The following is a 21,345-nucleotide window of genomic DNA, read 5'->3' on the forward strand; positions in this document are numbered from 1 at the left end:
CTGCATTTTAAAATTTTAAATCCGAACATCCCGTCCGTTTTAAATTTATGGCTAAATTTTAAATTTGCCTTTTCTACTCTTTCTAAATTCCGAAATTTTGCCCCAGTCTGCGCCGCTATTAAATTTGAAATTCGACCCGATTTAGCGCCTAAAATTCGTGAAATTTAATTTACAAAATAATATAATCACAAAATTATTCCAACGAAACAGGATGGGCGTATGAAAGAAATTAGCGGATCGCAGATGATCGTGGAGGCGTTGCGGCAGGAGGGGGTCGAGGTAGTTTTCGGCTACCCGGGCGGCGCGGCGCTGAATATTTATGATGAAATTTACAAACAAAAATACTTCAGACATATTTTGGTGCGCCACGAGCAGGCCGCGGCGATGGCTGCGGACGGATACGCGCGCGCTAGCGGCAAGGTTGGCGTGGCCGTCGTCACGAGTGGACCTGGTTTTACGAACGCGCTTACGGGGCTTGCTACGGCGTATAGCGATAGCATCCCGATCGTGCTTATTAGCGGGCAGGTGGCGACCTCGCTTATCGGTACCGACGCCTTTCAAGAGATTGATGCGATCGGAATTTCACGCCCCTGCGTCAAGCACAACTATCTGGTTAAAACGATCGAAGAGCTGCCTAGAATTTTAAAAGAAGCCTTTTATATCGCCCGCAGCGGGAGACCGGGGCCCGTGCATGTCGATGTGCCGAAGGACGTAACGGCGAAGCTGGGCGTTTTTGAATATCCTAGCGAAATCAAGATGCAGACTTACAAGCCGAATTATAAGGGAAATTCTAAACAGATCAAAAAAGCCGTCGAGTTAATCGCAAGCTGCAAAAAGCCTATCCTCTACATCGGAGGCGGCGTCATCAGCGCGGGCGCAAGCGAGCTGGTACGCGAGCTTAGCGAGTTTGCGCAGATCCCGGTCGTTGAAACCCTTATGGCGCTAGGAGCCGTTCGAAGCGACGATAAGTTAAATCTAGGCATGGTTGGAATGCACGGCAGCTACGCTGCAAATATGGCACTTAGCGAGTCTGATCTGATAATCTGCTTGGGCGCGAGATTTGACGATCGCGTCACCGGCAAACTTAGCGAATTTGGTAAAAACGCAAAAATCATCCACGTCGATATCGATCCTAGCTCGATCTCAAAGATCATAAACGCGGATTATCCGATCGTTGGCGACGTGAAATCGGTGCTAGAGGAGATGCTGCCGCGCATCAAAAGCGAGGTTAGCCCTGCAAATTTCGAGCAGTGGCGCGAGCTCATCCGCAAATACGATGAAATTCACCCGCTTAAATTTAACGACAGCGATGAAATTTTAAAGCCGCAGTGGGTTATACAAAGTACCGCAAAAATCGCGGGCGAGGACGCTATCATCGCTACGGACGTGGGGCAGCATCAGATGTGGGTCGCGCAGTTTTATCCGTTTTGCAAGCCGCGCACTCTGCTAAGTAGCGGCGGGCAGGGCACGATGGGATACGGCCTGCCCGCGGCATTGGGCGCGAAGGCCTATGCGGGAGATAGACCGGTTATAAATTTTAGCGGCGACGGCTCGATATTGATGAATATCCAAGAGCTGATGACTGCGAGCGCGAGCGGCCTAAACGTCGTAAATATCGTCTTAAACAACAATTTCTTAGGCATGGTGCGGCAGTGGCAGAGCCTATTTTACGGGCAGCGTTTCTCATCGACCGATCTTAGCTCGCAGCCCGATTTCGTAAAAATTGTCGAGGGCTTCGGCGGCGTGGGCTTTAGCGTTAGCACAAAAGCGGAATTTGAAGACGCGCTGAAGCAGGCTCTTGCGAGCAAAAAGGCAAGCGTCATCGAGGCCAAGATCGATCGCTTCGAAAACGTCTGGCCTATGGTGCCCGCAGGCGGCGCGCTTTATAATATGATTTTTGAGCAGGAGTCGTAGGATGAATAGCATAAGAAGAGTAATTTCGGTTGTCGTTACCGATGAGCACGGCGTTTTGTCGCGGATCTCGGGGCTTTTTGCAGGGCGCGGCTATAATATCGACAGCCTCACCGTTGCGCCGATCCCAAATACCGGTCTATCGCGCCTTAGCATCGTCACTTCGGGCGATGAGCGCGTCATAGAGCAGATCACTAAGCAGCTTCATAAACTGATCCCCGTCTACAAGGTTATCGAGGATGCAAAATTCGTCGAAAAGGAGATGGTTTTGGTAAAGATCGCGCTGGGTGAAAATTTAGCGGGGCTTGATGCCGTTTTAAAAGCCTACAACGGCAGCATCGCAAACAGCGACGACAGCAAGATCGTCATCATGGCGTGCGACGACGCAGACCGCATCGACGGCTTTTTAAAGACGATAAAAAAATACAATCCGATCGACATCGTCCGCAGCGGCAGCGTCGCGCTGGATATGTAAGCGGCGATAAAATTTAATCAAAGGAGCGCAAATGAAATTATCAAAAATTGCCGAAATTTTAAACATAGAGCTTGGCGGAGCGGACGTGGAGATCACCGCGATAAATTCGCTTCAAAACGCAAGGCAAAGCGAGCTAAGCTACTGCGATAGCGACAAAAACGAGAAATTTTTATCCGCCACCAAAGCAGCCGCCGTATTGGTAAAGTGCGGCACCGCGGTTCCAAACGGCGTGCGAGCGCTGGAGTGCGAAAATCCGCATCTAGCCTTTGCGATCTTAAGTGCGCATTTTGCTAAGCCGCTCATTCGCAGCGGCGCGCCCGCAAAGATCGCCGCCAGCGCGCAGATCGGGCAGGGCGTGCATATCGGCGTAAATTCCACGATCGGCGAGAACTGCGTCATTTTAAGCGGCGCGTATATCGGCGATGACGTGCATATTGGAAGCGGCTGCGTGATCCACGCAAACGCCGTCATCTACAACGACACGATCATTGGCGAGCGCTGCGTGATCCACGCAAACGCCGTCATCGGAAGCGACGGCTTCGGCTACGCGCACACCAAAACGGGCGAGCACGTTAAAATTTATCACAACGGCAACGTCGTGCTGCAAGACGAGGTCGAGATCGGCGCGTGCACGACGATCGATCGCGCGGTATTCGGCTCGACGATCGTTAAGCGGGGCAGCAAGATCGACAATCTCGTTCAGATCGGGCACAACTGCGAGCTCGGGCAAAACTGCCTCATCGTCTCTCAAGTTGGGCTTGCGGGCTCGACGACGCTTGGACGCAACGTCGTGATGGGCGGACAGAGCGGCAGCGGCGGGCACGTAAGCGTGGGCGATTTCGCTCAGATCGCGGCGCGCGGCGGCATAAGCAAGGATCTAGCGGGCGGCAAAAACTACGCAGGGCATCCGATAATGGAGCTTAGCGAGTGGTTCAAGCTACAGGCTAAGATCGTTAGATTTTTTAAAGATAAAAAGCACTAGCCGTTTTGCCTTGGCTAACTTGCCTTGATCGGTTCGGTCGATCGGCTTGATTTGATCGTTTTGATCGTTCGCTCTGATCGACTCCTCTAGCCAGCTCGATTTAATCGGTTCGCGTCGTTTTAGTGAAGTTCGAAACCGTCAGGCAGTTGGTGATTGTGGAGTGGTTTGCGTTGCCGTTTTGGCTTTGGTGTATTTTGTAATCGCTGCGGCGATAAATTTTGCCCTTTTATCGGCGAAATTCCGCTCACGCTATTTTTTATCGTGCGCTTGCTTTGTGGGCGCGGTAGAATTTACTCTGCTAGTTTGGGTCGCATTGCTCGCAGTCATTGCGGCCAAGCTTTACGAGCGCTTTTAAATCAGTGAAAATTTTTAATTAAAGGAAAAACGATGATAGAGATGTTTTTATGCTCCTATTTTGCGGGCGCAGCGACGCTTTTTGAGGATTTCGCCGAGCAAAATATCCGCGCTAAGGAGGTGCTTTTCATCCCGACCGCCGCAAACGTAGAGGAGTACCGAGACTACGTGGACGAGGCGAAAGAGGCGTTTGCCAAAATGGGCTTTGAGATTCAAATTTTAGACGTTTCCAAAGCTAGCGAGGCCGAAGCGAAGGCAAAGATCGGCGCGGCGCAGGTGCTTTACGTAAGCGGCGGTAACACATTTTATCTTTTGCGCGAGCTTAAAAAGAAAGATCTAGTAGCCCTTATCGCTAGTCGCGTCCGAAGCGGCGAGCTCGTGTACGTGGGCGAGTCAGCGGGCGCGATGATCGCAGCACCCAGCGTGGACTATGCGAGCGTGATGGACAATGCGAGTGGTAGTGAATCAGTAGCAGCGCAAACCGGGCTAGATCTTGTTAAATTCTATCCAGTAGTACACTACGGCGAGGAGCCCTTCGTGCAAAGCACGGCTGAAATTTTAAAAATCTACGGCGGCAAGCTAAATTTGGCGCCGATAAATAATGCCGAAGCGATCGCAGTGCACGGCGATAAATTTGAAATTTTAGGGCGGTAAACTCCATCGTAAAAGTAAAATTTAGTAATTAAACGCTTCGTAAAATTTACGCTTATATTTTCGCATAGGGCTGCGAGGTGAAATTTTAACTTAGGTGCAGCGAGTCGCTAACGAATAAATTTAATCAAAGGATCAAAATGAAAATATTACTTATCAACGGCGGAGCGCCGTTTAACGGCAAAGGTGGCAAGCTAAGCAAGACGCTGCACGAGCTAGCCAAAAAGACGCTACAAGCCCTAGGGCACGAAACGCGCGAAACTACGATACATGAGGGCTACGATATAGAGGGCGAGGTAGAAAAATTTCTATGGATGGACGCCGTGATCTGGCAGATGCCCGCGTGGTGGATGGGCGAGCCTTGGCTAGTCAAAAAGTACGTGGACGAGGTGTTTATGGGCGGCATAGGCAAGATAGTGGCAAACGACGGGCGGCACAGTGCAAGCCCAAACGATGGCTACGGCACAGGCGGGCTGATAAAGGGCAAATCGCACATGCTAAGCGTTACTTGGAATGCGCCGCTTCAGGCGTTTGAGAAGCCGGGCGATTTTTTCGAGGGCGTGGGCGTGGACGGCGTTTATCTGCATTTTCATAAGGCAAACGAGTTTTTAGGCACGAAAAGGCTGCCTACTTTTATGTGTAACGACGTCGTTAAAAATCCTGATGTAGAGCGTTTTATGAGAGATTACGAAGCGCATCTAAAAAGGGTTTTCGGCTAGCCTTGACGGACTCAAACGAGTTTATCTACTCGCAATACAGCGCTAGATGAGCTAAAGCGGATTTATAAGATCGCTTCTTAAGTTCGGATATTACGTCGTTTGTGAAATTTTAAAATAATGCCAAGCAGTACCTGTTCGAGCGCGGCTTGCGACGCGCGAGGTTTTCGCAAACGAGATTCGAGCTTTGCTCGGCTGACTGACACTGCGTGATGTGCGGGAGGTGTGAAATTTGAAGTCTTGCGGCGCGCGATTTATGCAGTCACTATATAAAATTTCATATGGCTGTCGCAGTTTCTAAGTCTGTGCGAAATAAAACTTGCGAAACGATGTGGCATTTTGCGATCGTTTTAAATTTTGCAAATGCGCTGTATTTTAGCTCGGCGCGAGATAAAATTTTACGCGGCGCACTTTTATGTGATGTACGCGTCTGGCTTGCCGTTGCTCGTTAGTGCCATGTCAGCGAATGCCTAAGCATGGATGAGCGCGATGGCTGGCTCGTGTAACTATTACCGTGTCGTTCAGTGCTGCTAGTGGCTTTAAGAGGCGCGATGTGTGTTTACAGGGGAAGAGATGTTAAAAATCGATATGCTTAAATTCTTTCGCTCGGGCGAGTTTGCGGGCGTAAGAAGAGGCTTGAGCTGCGCGCAGATCGTCGTGATGTTTGGCCCTGCGGACGCGAGCTTTAAGAGCGCGGGGGCTGAAATTTTAAGATACGGCGCCTTTGAGTTTCACTTTTTTCGAGACAAAATTTTTATGATTTTTTCGGATCATTTCAGAAGCGAGCCTTTAGATTTCGGCGGCGCAAGGGCGCGGCAAATCGAAATAGAGCCTTGGATATTATCGGGCTGTCCTGCTCCTATCGATCTTGCGACCGTAAAAAGCGCTTTAAATCGCGAGCGGATCGAGTATCGCGAGCTCGCAACGAATGAGGGGTTGGAGCTAAGCTTAAACAGCGGCGTTACGCTTGCGTTTGAAAGCCTGAGCGGGTTGGGCGAGCCCCGCAGCTACGAGTTTACCGCATTTTGGATAAAATTTTAGTGGAATTTAAAAAGAGAAATATTTCTTTCGCGCGCTTTTTAAATTTAGCTTTTAAATTTACTCTTCGTCGAATAAAAATGAATGAAAATCCAAGCTAAATTTTGGCAGAAGTAGCGCATTGTATCGTGCACGGCGACGGAAAAACCGAGCCGCATTAATTGCAAAGGTACGATTTTAAAGATCGCGAAAGTTTGGAGCGACGCAGCTCTACTTTTCTGCCACTACGGTGCGCCAGGATAAAGCGCCGAAATAAAATTTAAACAAAAGAGGTTTGATGTTTTTTGATACAAAATATGATGAAAAAAAAGATCGCTAGCTTTAATCAGATGAATACGCTTTTAAGATGCGTGCTGCTGTTTTTTATCCTTGGCGCGGGTGCGGCGCTGTATTGTCCTACACCGCGGTGCTACCGTCTAGCCCAGAGGATTTGCAGACCATAGAGGGCGCGTCATATATGTGCAAACGAATAAGAGCAGAGGGGCTAGTTACTATAGTTAAATTTAGTGGATAGCGCGCTTAAGCAGAGGCGTTTTTCTTTAGATGTTTACGGTACACAGATAGACGGATACAAGGCCGCGATATATGAGAAAGATGTAAAAATTTGGTACCAAAGGATCGGGGGTGATACCGACCTTGTACGGCAGATCGCCCTTAAAGACGGGCAAATGGTTTTAAAATACGATTATGCTTTTGCAGCCAGATTTTATTACAATACCATATCCGATTCCTATAGAATCACATATTTAAAATGGGGCGGCGGTGCGCTTGCGCTTTTGATCGTTCAGATCGTTTTTACTCGGATAGCGAGGAGAAAATACCGCGCCAAATGAGGCTACTATGAAAAACCTACGAATAAAATTTAAATCGGTCGTTGCCAAATAAATTTAGGCAAAATTTAACCCGGTAAAATTTCGGATCGGCTTGCGCGCTGATTAAATTTACGCGCTAATTGCGCCACAAAATTTAAATCTTAATTTATAGAGCGAAATCTGAAAAGTGAAATCGCGGTTTAAATTTTACTTTTTAAAATCGTTTTAAAAAAGGGCGGGTAGAGATCGGGGTTTTATCACGGAATTTTGTTTTTGGCAACTCTTGCGGGGAGCGACAGAAGCGCACGCTCTTTATTTTTTACTTGCGCGGTCAAGTCGGTGCTTTAAAATTTACTCGCCTTGGAATATCAATTTGACTGTCGATGTAAGCTTAGTCGCAAACTCATACTTTAAAATTTAGCTGTAGTGAAATGGCAGTGCAGCTTAAGCGTAAATTTTATCGTTGTGCCTAAGTTTTACTTCGACGTCATGCGCGATAAATTTATAAAATTTCACGCTGTGCAGCGCAAGAAAAATTGGTCTGTAAATTTCTCAAATAGGCGTAAAAATTTAGCCCAAAATTAGGGCCAAATTTCACGCGCTTTCTTAATTTTTCTCGATTAATTTTTTCTCTATAAATTTTAAAATTTCATCCGCGCTTACACTCTCGCGCTTTAAACCTGCGCGAGTGATGAACTCGACGCTTCCCTCCGCTAGGGCTTTGCCCGCAAGCACCGCGTACGGAAAGCCTATCAGCTCGAAGTCGTTCATTTTCACGCCGAAGCGCTCCGCGCGATCGTCCAGTAGTACGCGGATGCCGCGCTCGTGGCACTGCTCGTATAGTTTTTCGGCAAATTCTACCGCCGCCGCGTCTTTGTGATTTGAGATGATGATCTCAAGCTCGAAAGGCGCCAGCTCGCGCGGCCACACGCAGCCTCTCTCATCGTGGCTGCTTTCGATCGCCACGGCGATTAGGCGGCTTGCGCCGATGCCGTAGCAGCCCATGTAAAACGCACGAGCCTTGCCGTTTGCGTCCAAAAATCGCGCTCCCATCGGCTCCGAATATCGCGTGCCGAGCTGAAAGATATGGCCCACCTCGATGCCTTTTGTGATGCTAAGCTCGCTGCCGCAGCACGGACACGCATCGCCCGCGCCCACGGCGGCGAGATCCGCAAAGCGCGATTCGTTAAAATTTATCACGCTAGCGCCCACGTAGTGGTAATCCGGCTCGTTTGCGCCCGCGATCATCTCGCGCGCTCCTTTTAGCTCGGCATCGATATAAAATTTAGCTCCCTCGCCGAGCCCGAAAGGTCCGCAAAAGCCCGCCGTAAAGCCAGCTCGCGCGATCTCCTCCTCGCCGGCATCGACTAGCTCAAGCGCGCCGCAGGCGTTTTGCGCTTTAGTCTCTTGCAGCTCGTCGCAGCCGCGGATAAAAAACGCTACGATCTCGCTGCGATCCTCGTATAGCGCTTTTTTGATCACTGCCTTGATGGTGTAGAATTTATCCACTTTGAAAAATTCTGCCACCGCGTCGATCGTTTTCATCGCGGGGGTTTTAAATTTCATCATGCCGTCGGTCTCGGGCGCGGCGGCGTTCGTGGTTTTGGGCGCGCGGCGCGCAGCCTCGATATTTGCGGCATACTCGCAGCGCTTGCACACGACGATATCGTCCTCGCCGTTATCCGCTAGCACCATAAACTCTTTGCTGCCGCTGCCGCCGATCGCGCCGCTGTCCGCATCGACCGCGCGGAAATTTAACCCCAGTCGCGTAAAAATTCTCGAGTACGCCTGCCTCATCACCTCAAACTCGCGCTTCATATCCGCAGCGTCCGCGTGGAAGCTATAGGCGTCCTTCATCGTAAACTCGCGTCCGCGCAGAAGCCCAAATCGAGGGCGCGCCTCGTCGCGGAATTTCGTATTGATCTGATAGATATTTAGCGGCAGCTGCTTGTAGCTTGTGATCTTATCCGCTACCATCAAAACCGCTGCTTCCTCGTTGGTAGGGCTTAGCACGAAGTCGTTATCCTTGCGGTCTTTGAAGCGCAGCAGCTCCTTGCCGTATTTGGCGTAGCGGCCGCTTTTTTTCCACGCATCCGCGGACGTCACGACGCTAAAAGAAACCTCTTGCGCGCCCGCAGCGTCCATCTCCTGCCTGATGACGGCGCAGATCCGCTCTAGCACTATCTTTCCTAGCGGCAAAAAATTATAAAGCCCGCTGCCCAGCTGCTCGATAAATCCCGCGCGGATCAAAAGCGCGTGGCTAGGTAGTACCGCGTCTCTAGGGGCCTCTTTTAGGCTCGGAGCGAAAAGCTTGCTAAATTTCATTCTGTCTGTCCTTTTTCTCATTTTCTTGATTTAAAAATTTTTCGTAGTTTTCTTGCAGTTCAAAAATTTCGACCAGCGCATTTACCGTGCCGTCAGCATCGTCCGCTTCGCCAAGGTTTTTTAAATTTACCGTCGGAGCGTGCAAAAACGCTTTAAAAACCTGATGAATTAACTTGCGCGCCTCCTCTGCATCGCTGTGCTTTAGATAGCCCTTTTTAAGCGCCTTGGCTAGCTCTAGCTCGGCTACTTGTTTAGCGCTTTGGCGCAAAGCCTTGATGATCGGCGTGGATGCCGCCGCCCTCAGCCATTTGAAAAACTCGTTCGTGCATTTCGCCACGATCGAGTAAGCGATCTGCGCCTGCTCCTCGCGAAGCAGTAAATTTTTCTTTACGATCTCTTCCAGATCATCGACGCTATAAACCTCGACGTCCTCGCTTTGGCTAAGCTCCACGTCGCGTGGCACGGCTATATCGAAAAAATATCGCTTAAAGTTTTTGGGCTCAATCAAACTATCGGTAATGATCGGCTCCTGCGAGCCCGTAGCGCTGAAAAATAGGCTATTTACGTTAAGATATTTTTTGAGATTATCAAGACTATCGATTTTAATGCGGGATTGCGCCTGCGCGGAGGAATTCGCGAAGGCGGTGGAATTTTTATCGTCCTTGGGATTTTCGCCTGCTATGTGAGATTTATTGCCGTCTGCAAAAATCTCTTTATTAAAATTTACGCCGTCTTTGGAATTTTGTTTTTGCGCGATATTTTCGCCCGCGAAATTCGCGACATTTCCGGAATTTAAGCCGTCTGAATTATTTTCTGCGCCGGGATTTTCATCCGCGCAATCTTTCGCATCCAAGGAATTCTCCCCAAGCAACGAGGCGGCTAGCCTCTGCGCGCCGGCTAAATTTCGATTTAAGATCGTGATATTTGCGCCGTTTGCGAGCAGGTGTTTGCACGCTAGCTCGCTCATCTCCCCAGCGCCCACTACTACGGCGTTTACGCCTTGCAAGGAGCCCAGCCTGTCTTTTGCCATTGCCACGGCGACGCTTGAGACCGAGATTGGATTTTTTGAAATTTCGGTTTGGTTGCGGATGCGCGCCGCGCACTTTAGCGCTTCATCTATGGCTTTTGCGATTTGAGCGCCGGCGCGAGCGTTTTGCATCGCGAATTTATAGGCGTCTTTGAGCTGACCTACGATCTGTGTTTCGCCCACTACGAGGCTATCAAGAGATGCTGCGACGGCGAAAAGGTGGTGTATCGCGCCGCGATCCTCATATATGTCGGCTAGGTTTTGCAGCTCTTCAAAGCTCACGCCGCTAATGCGCGAAAGTGCCAAAAGCACGAATTTTTGCGCTTCGCCAAAGTCGTTTACGACGGTAAAAATTTCAACGCGGTTGCAGGTGCTAAGCACCAAACACTCCTCTATCGCGGAGTTTGAAGCTAAAAGGCGCAAAATTTCTTTCTTACGTACATCGTTTGAAAACGAAAGTTTCTCGCGCACCGTGATGTCCGTGTTTTTGTGGGTGAAGCTCACGCTCATATACGCCATCAAAACTCCCTATCTATCATATCTCGCACGATTTGCTCCAGCTTGTCGTTTTTAAATTCCGCCACGGCTTCAAGCGCCTTTTGCCCGTAGGCGCGAGCTTCGTTTATACAGCGCTCGATGATGCCGTGTTCGCTAAGCTTTGCCTTGATCCATGAAATTTCGCTCTGGCAAAGCTGCTTTTTAAAAAACGATTTTAGCTTTTGCCGCTGCGCATCATCTAAATTTTCGTATAAATAGATGTAGGGCAGGGTGGTTTTGCCCTCCGCAAAATCACTAAGGCTCGGCTTACCCAGCGCTTCTGAGCTTTGTGTCACGTCTAAAATATCGTCGATGATCTGAAACGCAAGCCCCAAATTTTTGCCGTATTCGCCGAATTTTGCGCTCGCGCTTGAAATTTTATCATGATCTTTCGCGGCGCTTGGAATTTCGACCTCGTTTTTTGCGCAGCTCATATATGAAATTTCGCCGCGATTTTCTGCGCCGCCGAATTTCAAAAAAGCCCCGCAGCGCGCGACTTCCTCTATGAGAGCCGAGGTTTTTAGATAGATCATCTGCAGATATTTGCTCGCATCGTCGTTGAAATCATTGCTTAAGCTCACGTCCATCAGCTCGCCCACTGCGAGCTTCGTGACGGCGCCCGAAAGCGCGGCAGCGATACGGCTTTCAAATTTAGAAAGCTCGAAGTATGCCTTGGAATAGAGTATGTCGCCCAGCATCACGGCGTTTTTGGAGCCGTAAGTGGCGTTGATCGAGGGTTTGCCGCGGCGCACAGAGCTTTCGTCGATGACGTCGTCGTGCAGCAGGCTTGCGGCTTGAATGAGCTCGATGATCGCGCACAGACGCAGCGATTTTTCATCCTTTTGCGCGATGTTTAGCAGCAGCTTGGAGCGCAGTTTTTTGCCTGGGCTTAGCTTATCAAACATCTCGCTAGCGGGCTCGTAGCCGCAGTCTGCGATGAAGTTTTTCATAATTAAATCGATTTGATCTTGCATTATTCGTTATTGCTTAGGATATTTCCGCTCATTTGCAAAAATTTGTCGTTTAGCTCGTCTTGTAGATCCTGCTGTGCGATGAAGCTTTCGATCTCGCGCTCGCTAATGCCGCGCGCTTCGCAGAGTCGCTCACAGGCGATTAGGCGGATTAGAGCTTCTTCGATTTCGTTTTGCACTAAAGTAGGGCTTGCAGCGGATAAAATTTCAAAAAATTTCTCTCTTGGGCTGCCTTCAAAAATATCCATTTACCTTCCTTAAAATTTCGCGATTATAGCAAATGTAAAATTTAATTTAGGTTAGGGCGCGGCAAACTATCGGGGCTTTTAAACAGGAGCGATTACGCAGATTTTGCGCTTGCGTGCGGTAAATTTTAAGCTTAAGCGCGGGATTTTGGGCTTTAGATTTCGCAATTTTAAAATTTTACTTGTTTGCGAGATAGGCAGAGCGAGCGGAATTTAAAAATTTAATCTTGGTCGCGTGGCGGATTAAACGCAAAGCTTTGCAGATAGGCGAAATTTTAAATTTTACAGATAAGCGGCTTGATTTTGCGGAAATTTTAAAATTTTGTGGCGCGAGTGAAATTTTAGATTTCGCGTGAGCGGATAGAATTCCGCTTTGTTTGAGCGATAAAATTCTTTAACTTCGCGCAGGATTTGAAATTTCATGGACGCGGTAGAATGCTAAAATCGCGTTTGCATTAAATTTTAAGTCTGGCTTTCGAGACAAATTTTAAATTAAGCCGCGAGAGGGCGTCTTTAAATTTTTAAAATTCCACCACCTTTTACAGATAGAATTTTATTTTTCGCGCAGATAAAATCGCGCACCACAAAAGCTACTTTTAAAATTTCAAATTCCACTCGCGCAGATGAAATCCCAGTTTCTCGTGCTAGCGGAATTTTCTGCGCAAGGATTATTTTTAAATTTAACCTCGCTTACGTTGTGCGCGAGGATGGAATTTGCTCCGTTTTAAGAGTTAAGCGTGATTTTCCTTGCTGCAATACTACTTTTAATTTAGCTATGCCTAAAAAGCCAGGCTGCTTTAAATTCCGCCGATGATTTCGCGCGCTTGCGCGATGCTTAGGGCATTGCGGCTTAGTTCGCTAGGCTCGCCAAATCCCCAGCATACCTGCAAATACTCAAGTTTTGCGCCTCTTAGATCTGCTAAGTTTGCCTGAAAGCATCGCGCCGCCGCAGCTTGTGCGCTTTCCGTCGCTTCTGCTTTTGCGGAAATTTTAGCGCCTTTAAAGCTTAGAGTTGCCGCCCCGCCAGCGTCCGAGTCGTTAGGGCGGAATTTTTCATCTGCGTTAAGATTTTCGCCGCAAGAGCTTAAGCTTCCGCTGCTGGCGCTGAAATTCTTTCTACTAGTGTCGCGGCTAGCATTTAAGCTCTCGCCGTTATTGCCGCCTTGAAATTCTAAATTTTGTAAAAATTCCGCGCCACGGAGTGCGGCTAGCTCATCCTTTTTGCTATCGCCTAAAAAAAATGCGTTTTTGTGCGGCGAGCGTGCGATTACGTGTAGCAACATCGCAGGGTTGGGCTTTGATGGCATCTGCTCGTCCGCGCCTACGACCAGATCAAATAGCCTGCGCACGCCCGTTTTTTCTAAGATCGCGCTTAGGGTGTAGGAAGGTGCATTGGAGGCGACTGCGAGAAAAAATCCTGCTTTTTTGCACGAGTGCAAAAGATCTTCGATACCCTCGTAAAGCACGGCAAAATCGCGGTAATTGCTTACGAATTCTTTCTCGAAAAAAGCAAGCTCTTCAGCGCTCGCTTCGGTTTTGCCGTAAAATTCCAAAAAGGCGTTTTTACTTGGATCGTTGATGGTGTGGACGATGAAATTCTTTTGCAGTGGCGCTAGGCCGTAGAGCTCGCGGCGAGTGTTATTGACGCTGATTTCGATCGCGCGCGAGGAGTCGAGTAGCGTGCCATCCATATCAAAAATCACGGTTTTCATCTAGTAATCCTTTAAAAAATCGATTTTATGCTTGTCTTTTTTGTAACTTTTATTGTTTTTGAGCTTTTGCAAGGCGTTTGCTTCATGCTGTAGCGCCGATCTAAACGCAGCATCGCTGATCTGCCCTGCCTCGCTAGCATCAAGGACGTTTTTGGCAAAGCTTTCAAGCGCCTTGGTGTAGGGGCTATCGAGATTCGTAGCGGCCGCTTTAGATAAAATTTCGTAGTTTTTAGCTATTCGCTTCGCAAAGAGCTCTGCGTCGAAATCCTCGCGCTTTAGCAGTGCTACGGCGGATTTTACGAAGCGTTCTAATGCGCGGATATATTTAACGCGCTCATCTTTTTCTTTGATTTGCATGATCTTTCCTTAATTAAAGCGCGCATTATAGCAAAATTCGAAATTTTGGCAAAATTACGCATATTGTAAAACTATATTTTAATAATATTTTTTTCTAGAAATCCCTTATTATAGTAATTTTAAAATCATATAAAAATACTTGACTTTATTTTAAAATTTCGCTATTATTCGCCAAATTTTTTACAAAGGACAAAAATGCAAAAAGAAACCCTCGCAACTCATTTTGGTTACGACTCCGTCGCCGGCTACGGCACGATGGCAGTTCCCATTTATCAAAGCACCGCGTTTAACTTCGGTTCTAGCAAAAAGGCCGCCGATCGCTTCGCGCTGCGTGATCTAGGGCCGATTTATGGGCGTTTGACAAATCCTACTACTGATGTTTTTGAGGCGCGACTTGCGGCGCTGGAAAACGGCAAAGCCGCAATCGCAGTCTCTAGCGGGCAGGCAGCGATATTTTTTGCGGTGGCAAATTTAGCCGCAGCGGGCGAAAATATCATTATCGCCGAGAAAATTTACGGCGGCGCGACCACGCTTTTGGCGCACACGATCAAGCGTTTCGGTATCGAAGCTAGGGTTTTTGACTCCGAAACGGCAGATAATCTGGAAGGTTTAATCGATGATAAAACTAGAGCGATCTTTTTTGAGACACTTTCAAATCCTCAAATTTCGGTTGCAAATACCGCTAAAATCGCTACAATCGCAAATAAGCACGGCGTAGTAACGATTGCGGATAACACGATCCCAAGCCCTGCGCTTTACAATCCGCTTGATGACGGCGCCGATGTCGTAATCCACAGCGCTAGCAAATACATAAGCGGGCAAGGTCTTAGCATCGCGGGTGCGATCGTTTCGGGCAAAGGATTAAATTCTAAACTCAAAGGCAATTCGCGTTACGCGCATTTTAACGAGCCTGATGAGAGCTACCACGGCTTAGTTTATGCGGATTTAGTAGATAATTTTGATATTTACACGCTTAGAATTCGCTTGTCCCTGCTTCGCGATATTGGTGCGACTCTATCGCCGTTTAACGCGTTTCAGCTCATACAGGGGCTTGAAACGCTGCCGCTTCGTATGCAAAAACACTCGCAAAACGCGCTAAAGATAGCAGAATTTTTACAAAATCATCCGAAGGTAAAGCAGGTCAATTATCCGGGGCTTGCAAGTTCGCCGTTTAATGCCGCGATCAAAGCGAAATTTAAAAACGGTTATGCAAGCAGTCTGATGAGCTTCATCGTAGATAGCGAAGAAACAGCGCTAAAAGCGGTTAGTAAGGTTAAAATTTTCTCCGTCGTAGCAAATATCGGCGATACGAAGTCGATCATCACTCATCCTGCGAGCACGACGCATTCGCAGCTAAATGAGGAGCAGCTAAACCGCGCTGGCGTGCCTGCGAGCTTAATCCGCCTAAGCGTGGGTATAGAGGACGCGAACGATTTGATTTCCGATCTTAGTGAGGCACTGAAATAATGGCACTTTTAAGCACAAAGGGCGTTTATGGGCTGGCTGCGATTTTGCAGATCGCCAAAGCTAGCGAAGTAGCGCCGATAAGTATCAAAGAGATCGCCGAGCGTACGGGAGTTTCTAAGAATTATTTGGAGCAAATTCTAAATACCCTTAGAAACGAAAAGCTAGTGTGTAGCATCAAAGGTAAAAACGGCGGTTATCACCTAGCCAGAGATGCTAGCGAGATTTCTTTCGGTGAAATTTTTACTGCTCTTGAAAAGGATCTGCGGATGACTAGCATTCAGATGAGCGATCCCGGACTGCGGGCGTTTTTTGAAAAATTCGACGTCAAGCTGGCAGAAATATTTAACGAGCCTCTAAGCAGCTACGAGGAGATGATGGCGCGAAGCGTCCAGTATTTAAATTTCAGCATTTAAAGGAAAAATATGAAAATAGCAAACGATGTTACGGAGCTCATCGGCAATACTCCGTTAGTTAGAATTAATACGTTTGGCAAAAATGCCCTCATCCTAGCCAAGGCGGAATTTTTAAACCCAAGCCACTCGGTCAAGGATCGCATCGCGTGGCAGATCGTAAAAGACGCGCTAAGCTCGGGCAAAATCGACAAAAATAGCGTTTTGATAGAGCCTACCAGCGGAAATACGGGCGTGGGGCTTGCGATGATCGCGGCAAAGCTCGGTATGAAGCTAATTTTAACGATGCCAAGCTCGATGAGTATCGAGCGCCAAAAGCTCATAGCCGCATTCGGGGCTAAAATCGAGCTGACTGATCCGAAATTTGGAATGAAAGGCGCGGTGGATAGGGCAAATGAGCTGGCTGCGAACACTCCAAATAGCTTCATCCCGAGCCAGTTTGATAACCCGAGCAATCCAAAGGCGCATTTTCAAAGCACTGGACCTGAAATTTGGGAGCAAAGCGGCGGTAAGGTAGATATTTTAGTCGCGGGATTTGGCACAGGTGGCACGCTTAGCGGCACGGCGAAATTTTTAAAATCTAAAAATCCAAACCTAAAAGCCTACGGCGTGGAGCCCGCTAGCTCGCCGCTTCTTACGTGCGGCACCGCGGGCGGGCATAAGATCCAAGGCATCGGCGCGAATTTCATCCCCGAAAATCTCGATAGAAGCGTCATCGACGGCTTTTTGACGGTCGAAAACGACGACGCGTTCGCTGCTGCTAGACAGCTGGCGCAAAAAGAGGGCCTGCTCGTGGGCATTTCAAGCGGTGCGAACGTTTATGCTGCCGCGCAGATCGCCGCCAAGCCCGAGAACAAGGGCAAAGTGATCGTTACGATCCTCTGCGATACCGGCGAGAGGTATCTTTCTACCGAGCTTTTTAAATAGGCGGCGATTTTGCGTGGGTGCGGCGTTAGTACATAGATTGGCGCCGTGATTTTTACACGTTTACGTGGACACAGAACTCCACAATTGGTTTTACGCGGGCGCGCAGCTCGGCGCGATTAAATTTTACGCTGGCGCCGGAGTTGGCGCGATGAGTTTTGCGCGATCGCGCGACTATATTTTATATTTTTCGCGTTACGTAGGCGATAGAATTAATACGATAGTTTCTGCGCGAGCGAGGCGATAGTCGCGATGGTCGCGCGATGACTTTATGAGAGCGAGACGATTTTTAGCTTCGCCGATTTTGCGATTTATTGATTTGCTAATTTAGCGGCTCGCCGCGAGATAAAATTTAGTCCCAAAATAGGGCTAAATTTTAAAATTTCGCCTCGCTCACAGACAATAATTTTTGGGCGCACTATGTATAACGGCGCGACCGCGCAATACGCAAGGCATTAAATTTAAAGCGCCTAGTCCGCCAAATCTGCGAGATCCGTTCTTGCCGCAAAATTTTATATCGCCGTCCGCACGCACGCGGGATAAAATTTTAAAATCATAATCTGAAATTTTAAAGCTCGCTCGTGCGACGTAAATTCCAAGCTCTCACCGTACATAAATTTCAAACCCGCGCCGTATGTAAAATCTGGATCCCGCCTTTTAAATTTAGCCGAATTTCAAAATTTAATCATAAAAACGCTATCATCGGGGCAAAATTTTTAAGGTTGTAAAATGAGTTTGAGCTTGAAATTTCGCCCCAAAAGCTTAGAGCAGATCGTGGGGCAGGGCAAGATCGTAGCGGTTTTTAAAAAATTCGTCGCCGCAGGCAGCATCCCGCACAGTATATTTTTCGGCGCCGCAGGCAGCGGCAAAACGACGATGGCGCGCGTGATCGCAAGCGAGCTGAACTACGATTTTTACGAGCTTGACGCCACGAGCCTGAAAGTCGAGGATATCCGCAAAATTCTATCCTCGCACGCAGGCTCGCTCATCAAGCCACTCATTTTTATCGACGAGATCCACCGCCTCAGCAAGACGCAGCAGGAGGTGTTGCTAATCCCGATGGAGAACTACGCCGCGATCATCATCGGCGCGACGACGGAAAATCCGCAGTTCGTGCTAAGCAGCGGCATCCGCTCGCGCTCGATGATCTTTGAGTTTGAGCCGCTTAGCTACGAGGATTTGGAGGCGCTTTTGGCACGGGTGCAGGGCGAGATCGGCTTTGAGATGGACGAGGAGGCACGAAAATACCTGCTAAACTCCAGCAGTGGCGATGCGAGGAGTATGTTGAACCTGCTGGAATTTGCGCTTTTGGCAGACAGCGCCATTACGCTGGATACGCTTCGCACGCTGCGTGCAAATGCCGTCGCTGCGGGCGTTAGCAGCGATGACCTGCATTACGAGCTTGCTAGTGCGATGATCAAAAGCCTGCGCGGCAGCGACGCCGACGCCGCGCTGTATTATGTCGCGAGGCTGATAGATGCGGGCGAGAGCGCGGATTTTATCGCGCGCAGGATGGTGATCCTAGCTAGCGAGGATATCGGCAATGCCAATCCAAACGCCCTAAATATCGCCGCCAGCACGCTAACTGCCGTCAGCAAGATCGGCTACCCCGAAGCTCGCATTATTTTGGGGCAATGCGCGATCTATCTGGCGCACAGCCCCAAATCAAACGCCGCGTATTTGGGCATCAACGCCGCTTTGAAATTCGTCCGCTCTACCGCACCGCTGCCTACGCCGCGCTATCTCATCAACTCCGACAAGCAGATCGCAGACTACAAATACCCGCACGACTTCGGCGGCTGGGTCGAGCAGGCCTATATGAGCGAGGCGGCGAAATTTTACGAAAGCAAGGGGATCGGCTTTGAAAAGACGCTGGATGAGTGGCTGGCGCGATTGCGCAAAGAAAAGATCGTTATCAAGGAATGAGAATGAACTTCAGCAGCGTCCTAAAACTAATGAAGCAGCGCTATAGTGCGGACGGCGAGTATCTGTGGGATGAATATCCCAATTTTGCGGTTTTTCGTCACGCAGGAGGGAAGCGCAAGTGGTTTGCGCTTCTGATGCGCGGGCTTGCAAACGAAAAGCTCGGTCGCGCACTTCCTGGCTCAAGCGATGTGATAAATTTAAAGATAAAGCCCGATTTGGCGGCAATTTTGCGTGACGAAAAAGGAATTTTTGCAGCCTATCATATGAATAAAAAGCACTGGATCAGCGTCTGCCTTGATGCGGTGCCGCGCGAGCAGATCGAGGATCTAATCGAGCATAGCAGGGAGCTTACGAGGTAGAATTTTGCGCCTGAGCTCGGTTTAAATTTGCGTGCGAAAGAGGCTAAATTTGAACCGAGAGTGCAGATTTTAGCGGCTCGCGAGGCTTAAATTTAAAAATATCCGCAAGGAGCGCGGATGAATGAGCAAAATTTGAAATATATCACAAATTTAAAATGCAGGACGTGCCGTGGAGCAGACTCACGACCGCTTACGACAGGGCAAGCGGATTTGCTGAAATTTTTGAGAAACTCGCGCGGGCAATCGAAGCTTGTGATGCGGCGCGCAGTTCGGGCGACGAGCAAAATTTAGACAGAGTGTTAAATTTAACAACCGAGTCCAGCGCAGGGCAAAATTTAAAAAGTAAGCCCGGTTGCTGGCAAAATTCTACGGATGCGGCAAGATGCGGCGCGGCTCAAAATTCTGTAAATTTAGCGCAAAAGAGCGAGTCTAAATTTAAAAAGGCAGATAGCGAGGCGGAGAAATTTAAAAAGGGCGGAGAGACGGAGCTTAAAACGGATACGGCGAAGTGCGGAGAGGCGGAATTTAAGAGTGCCGATAGCGCGGCGATAAAATTTAAAGCGAGCCAGGCGAGTAAATTTAAAACGAGCACGGCGGATAAGAGCTCGAATGCGAGCGAGCGGGAGAAATTTGACGCCAAGGCCCTCCAGGACGTGCTTAGTAAGATTTTTAACGAGATAGAGCATCAAAGTACGCTTTGGCATGCAACCCCTTTTGCGCTGCTGTTTTTGGCGCGTATCTTTATGCAGGCGCGGGCGGCTACGGGCAAAAACGCGAATAAAAATAATCAAAACGCCGTTGCGGAGATAAACGAAAAAAACGAAAACGACGAAAACGAAGCGGCAGGCTTTATCGCGGCTCGGCTCGGCGGATTTTTTGCGTTTATGATTGAGATTTGCGATGATGCCGATAAGATCTCGCACGCAGCGCCGCTGTCGAACTTTTCGGATATGCTTGCGGAAAAATATCTGTGGCCGCAGAGCGATGAGAATGACGAGGAGCGCTGGGAGGAGTACTTTTACGACGATGAGCTATTTTACAGCCTTTATTTTTATTCGCGGGCGGTTTTGGATGCGACGGGAGTGGACTTTACGCAGTTTAAGCCTGGGCCAGGTGGCGTTTAAGGCTGCGCTATCTCGCCTTTTGATTCTAAATTTAGTGAGACGAGGTGCGCTTTGGCGACGCTTTGTTTAAATTTAGACTTCAAAAAATTTTAAAATTCTTTAAAAATTTACGGAATGCGGAATTTACAGATCGTCTTTTTAAATTTAAAATTCGCGCGATTTTTGATCGGCGGTGCGGTTAAGGCGCGGGTAGCGCTTTTAAATTTAGATCGCCACGAAGCTTCAAACCCGCTTACAGCGCAGCTTTTTATGTGGTTTTAAAAAGATACCAATTCGGCGCAATTTTTTCTATCATTATAAACTCGCTAGGACTCATTTGCGGCAGATCCGCCTCGTCTTGCACCCGCAAAAAGCCCACGGAGTTATCGGTGATCCCACCGATAAGCAGCATAAATTTTTTGCCCTCCGTCTCGGCGTGAGAGAGATGCAGGCTTTTGATCTCCGCCTTTGCGCGCTCGGGCTCGCCGCCGGCGTAAAGTTCATAAATTTTTTCAAATGCCGCTAGGTTTTGTTTCCCAAACTCCATAAGCTCTTTATCGGGCGCTAAGATTAGCTTTAAATTTACAATATCCGCATCGGTTCTTTGCTCAAACTCCCGTTTTTGCGCCTCGCTAAATTTTTCATATTCGCTTACGATGGCCTCAATAATAGCGGTTTGCGCTAAAACTCGCACGGCGTAGATCCCGTCATCCTTAGTATAGACGTAAAGATCGAAGTGCTTCTCTTTAGAGCCCAAAAATACGTGAAAAATCTCGCTAAATTCGCTGCTGCGTCCAAGCGGAGCAACCGTGATTTCGCTATAATTATCCGTCGCGTAGAATTTGCGCTTTAAATAGCTTCTCATCTCGCCTTTAAAATAAAGATTTTTATCGAAGTTTGCGTCGCTAAATAGCGAGCGGACGAGCTCTTCGTTAGAGCTCGCGTTTAGGCTTAGCGCGCAGCTTGCACAAAATATGAGCGAGGCAAAAATTTTTGAAAATCCTGCTGTTTTAAAAAATCTGAATAAGCTCAAAATTTAACCT

General features: G+C 48.4%; 21 protein-coding genes. 13 read left to right on the forward strand and 8 right to left on the reverse strand.

The genetic code is table 11. The features are described 5' to 3' along the window. The first annotated feature begins 219 nt into the window (after window positions 1–219). The 7 genes from Q0460_RS09355 (at window position 220) to Q0460_RS09385 (ending at window position 6,960) form a co-directional block, all read left to right on the forward strand. Window positions 220–1,914, forward strand: coding sequence for an acetolactate synthase large subunit (locus tag Q0460_RS09355; protein ID WP_299086485.1), 1,695 nt, complete (start codon window positions 220–222; stop codon window positions 1,912–1,914). Window position 1,915: 1 nt separating this feature from the next. Next, complete coding sequence (gene ilvN, locus Q0460_RS09360; RefSeq protein ID WP_299086486.1) at window positions 1,916–2,386, forward strand: acetolactate synthase small subunit; 471 nt, start codon at window positions 1,916–1,918, stop codon at window positions 2,384–2,386. Window positions 2,387–2,417: 31 nt separating this feature from the next. After that, window positions 2,418–3,368: a UDP-3-O-(3-hydroxymyristoyl)glucosamine N-acyltransferase gene (gene lpxD / locus Q0460_RS09365; protein ID WP_299086487.1), complete on the forward strand. Its 951-nt coding sequence runs from the start codon at window positions 2,418–2,420 to the stop codon at window positions 3,366–3,368. Between the two features lie 387 nt (window positions 3,369–3,755). Then, window positions 3,756–4,376 carry a Type 1 glutamine amidotransferase-like domain-containing protein gene (locus Q0460_RS09370; RefSeq protein WP_299086488.1) on the forward strand — a complete coding sequence of 207 codons (621 nt, stop codon included), beginning with the start codon at window positions 3,756–3,758 and terminating at the stop codon, window positions 4,374–4,376. Window positions 4,377–4,513: 137 nt separating this feature from the next. Further along, window positions 4,514–5,092 carry an NAD(P)H-dependent oxidoreductase gene (locus Q0460_RS09375; RefSeq protein ID WP_299086489.1) on the forward strand — a complete coding sequence of 193 codons (579 nt, stop codon included), beginning with the start codon at window positions 4,514–4,516 and terminating at the stop codon, window positions 5,090–5,092. A gap of 570 nt (window positions 5,093–5,662) precedes the next feature. Next, window positions 5,663–6,130, forward strand: coding sequence for a hypothetical protein (locus Q0460_RS09380; protein WP_299086490.1), 468 nt, complete (start codon window positions 5,663–5,665; stop codon window positions 6,128–6,130). Between the two features lie 503 nt (window positions 6,131–6,633). Next, window positions 6,634–6,960 (forward strand): hypothetical protein, encoded by a 327-nt coding sequence (locus tag Q0460_RS09385; RefSeq protein ID WP_299086491.1) that lies wholly within the window; start codon window positions 6,634–6,636, stop codon window positions 6,958–6,960. Between the two features lie 585 nt (window positions 6,961–7,545). Here Q0460_RS09385 and Q0460_RS09390 read toward each other — a convergent pair. The 7 genes from Q0460_RS09390 to Q0460_RS09420 all read right to left on the reverse strand — a co-directional run bounded on the left by Q0460_RS09390 (window position 7,546) and on the right by Q0460_RS09420 (window position 14,116). Continuing rightward, window positions 7,546–9,264, reverse strand: coding sequence for a proline--tRNA ligase (locus Q0460_RS09390; RefSeq protein ID WP_299086492.1), 1,719 nt, complete (start codon window positions 9,262–9,264; stop codon window positions 7,546–7,548). Then, entirely contained in the window at window positions 9,254–10,810 is a 1,557-nt protein-coding gene (gene hemA / locus Q0460_RS09395; protein ID WP_299086493.1) for a glutamyl-tRNA reductase, read from the reverse strand. The genes Q0460_RS09390 and hemA overlap by 11 nt, the downstream gene beginning before the upstream one ends. Beyond that, window positions 10,810–11,802, reverse strand: coding sequence for a polyprenyl synthetase family protein (locus Q0460_RS09400; protein WP_299086494.1), 993 nt, complete (start codon window positions 11,800–11,802; stop codon window positions 10,810–10,812). Before Q0460_RS09400 ends, hemA begins: the two co-directional genes overlap by 1 nt. After that, a complete protein-coding gene (locus Q0460_RS09405) occupies window positions 11,802–12,047 on the reverse strand; it encodes a DUF2018 family protein (RefSeq protein WP_177387432.1) in 246 nt (81 codons plus the stop codon). Before Q0460_RS09405 ends, Q0460_RS09400 begins: the two co-directional genes overlap by 1 nt. Before the next feature lie 279 nt (window positions 12,048–12,326). Continuing rightward, the gene (locus Q0460_RS09410; RefSeq protein ID WP_299086495.1) at window positions 12,327–12,467 is read right to left on the reverse strand and encodes a hypothetical protein; all 141 of its coding nucleotides are present in this window, start codon (window positions 12,465–12,467) and stop codon (window positions 12,327–12,329) included. Between the two features lie 374 nt (window positions 12,468–12,841). Then, entirely contained in the window at window positions 12,842–13,756 is a 915-nt protein-coding gene (locus Q0460_RS09415; RefSeq protein WP_299086496.1) for an HAD family hydrolase, read from the reverse strand. Continuing rightward, window positions 13,757–14,116, reverse strand: coding sequence for a hypothetical protein (locus Q0460_RS09420; RefSeq protein WP_177387463.1), 360 nt, complete (start codon window positions 14,114–14,116; stop codon window positions 13,757–13,759). 192 nt (window positions 14,117–14,308) lie between these two features. On the opposite strand from Q0460_RS09420, the gene Q0460_RS09425 reads away from it, so the two are divergent. The 6 genes from Q0460_RS09425 (at window position 14,309) to Q0460_RS09450 (ending at window position 20,323) form a co-directional block, all read left to right on the forward strand. Next, entirely contained in the window at window positions 14,309–15,580 is a 1,272-nt protein-coding gene (locus tag Q0460_RS09425) for an aminotransferase class I/II-fold pyridoxal phosphate-dependent enzyme (RefSeq protein ID WP_299086497.1), read from the forward strand. After that, window positions 15,580–15,993: an Rrf2 family transcriptional regulator gene (locus tag Q0460_RS09430; protein ID WP_005870604.1), complete on the forward strand. Its 414-nt coding sequence runs from the start codon at window positions 15,580–15,582 to the stop codon at window positions 15,991–15,993. Before Q0460_RS09425 ends, Q0460_RS09430 begins: the two co-directional genes overlap by 1 nt. Window positions 15,994–16,002: 9 nt before the next feature. After that, complete coding sequence (cysK, locus tag Q0460_RS09435; RefSeq protein ID WP_299086498.1) at window positions 16,003–16,917, forward strand: cysteine synthase A; 915 nt, start codon at window positions 16,003–16,005, stop codon at window positions 16,915–16,917. A gap of 726 nt (window positions 16,918–17,643) precedes the next feature. Further along, on the forward strand, window positions 17,644–18,840 hold the full coding sequence (locus Q0460_RS09440; RefSeq protein ID WP_299086499.1) for a replication-associated recombination protein A: 1,197 nt from the start codon (window positions 17,644–17,646) through the stop codon (window positions 18,838–18,840). Window positions 18,841–18,842: 2 nt separating this feature from the next. Continuing rightward, window positions 18,843–19,199, forward strand: a complete 357-nt coding sequence (locus Q0460_RS09445; protein ID WP_299086500.1) for an MmcQ/YjbR family DNA-binding protein — start codon at window positions 18,843–18,845, stop codon at window positions 19,197–19,199. Between the two features lie 164 nt (window positions 19,200–19,363). After that, window positions 19,364–20,323 carry a hypothetical protein gene (locus Q0460_RS09450; RefSeq protein WP_299086501.1) on the forward strand — a complete coding sequence of 320 codons (960 nt, stop codon included), beginning with the start codon at window positions 19,364–19,366 and terminating at the stop codon, window positions 20,321–20,323. A 247-nt stretch (window positions 20,324–20,570) separates the two neighbouring features. Here the strand turns inward: Q0460_RS09450 and Q0460_RS09455 are convergent, their stop codons facing one another. Beyond that, window positions 20,571–21,335, reverse strand: a complete 765-nt coding sequence (locus Q0460_RS09455; RefSeq protein WP_299086502.1) for a hypothetical protein — start codon at window positions 21,333–21,335, stop codon at window positions 20,571–20,573. Window positions 21,336–21,345: the final 10 nt, after the last annotated feature.

It is taken from the genome of uncultured Campylobacter sp., assembly GCF_937980635.1.
GTDB lineage: Bacteria > Campylobacterota > Campylobacteria > Campylobacterales > Campylobacteraceae > Campylobacter_B.

Bases quoted from the DNA above. Each gene is read 5' to 3' on its own strand.
- Q0460_RS09400 (WP_299086494.1), bottom strand. From the start codon at position 11,802: ATGCAAGATCAAATCGATTTAATTATGAAAAACTTCATCGCAGACTGC.
- Q0460_RS09425 (WP_299086497.1), top strand. From the start codon at position 14,309: ATGCAAAAAGAAACCCTCGCAACTCATTTTGGTTACGACTCCGTCGCC.
- Q0460_RS09380 (WP_299086490.1), top strand. From the start codon at position 5,663: ATGTTAAAAATCGATATGCTTAAATTCTTTCGCTCGGGCGAGTTTGCG.
- Q0460_RS09410 (WP_299086495.1), bottom strand. From the start codon at position 12,467: ATGAAATTTCAAATCCTGCGCGAAGTTAAAGAATTTTATCGCTCAAAC.
- cysK (WP_299086498.1), top strand. From the start codon at position 16,003: ATGAAAATAGCAAACGATGTTACGGAGCTCATCGGCAATACTCCGTTA.
- Q0460_RS09405 (WP_177387432.1), bottom strand. From the start codon at position 12,047: ATGGATATTTTTGAAGGCAGCCCAAGAGAGAAATTTTTTGAAATTTTA.
- Q0460_RS09390 (WP_299086492.1), bottom strand. From the start codon at position 9,264: ATGAAATTTAGCAAGCTTTTCGCTCCGAGCCTAAAAGAGGCCCCTAGA.
- Q0460_RS09375 (WP_299086489.1), top strand. From the start codon at position 4,514: ATGAAAATATTACTTATCAACGGCGGAGCGCCGTTTAACGGCAAAGGT.
- hemA (WP_299086493.1), bottom strand. From the start codon at position 10,810: ATGGCGTATATGAGCGTGAGCTTCACCCACAAAAACACGGACATCACG.
- Q0460_RS09440 (WP_299086499.1), top strand. From the start codon at position 17,644: ATGAGTTTGAGCTTGAAATTTCGCCCCAAAAGCTTAGAGCAGATCGTG.
- lpxD (WP_299086487.1), top strand. From the start codon at position 2,418: ATGAAATTATCAAAAATTGCCGAAATTTTAAACATAGAGCTTGGCGGA.
- Q0460_RS09430 (WP_005870604.1), top strand. From the start codon at position 15,580: ATGGCACTTTTAAGCACAAAGGGCGTTTATGGGCTGGCTGCGATTTTG.
- Q0460_RS09370 (WP_299086488.1), top strand. From the start codon at position 3,756: ATGATAGAGATGTTTTTATGCTCCTATTTTGCGGGCGCAGCGACGCTT.
- Q0460_RS09355 (WP_299086485.1), top strand. From the start codon at position 220: ATGAAAGAAATTAGCGGATCGCAGATGATCGTGGAGGCGTTGCGGCAG.
- Q0460_RS09445 (WP_299086500.1), top strand. From the start codon at position 18,843: ATGAACTTCAGCAGCGTCCTAAAACTAATGAAGCAGCGCTATAGTGCG.
- Q0460_RS09415 (WP_299086496.1), bottom strand. From the start codon at position 13,756: ATGAAAACCGTGATTTTTGATATGGATGGCACGCTACTCGACTCCTCG.
- ilvN (WP_299086486.1), top strand. From the start codon at position 1,916: ATGAATAGCATAAGAAGAGTAATTTCGGTTGTCGTTACCGATGAGCAC.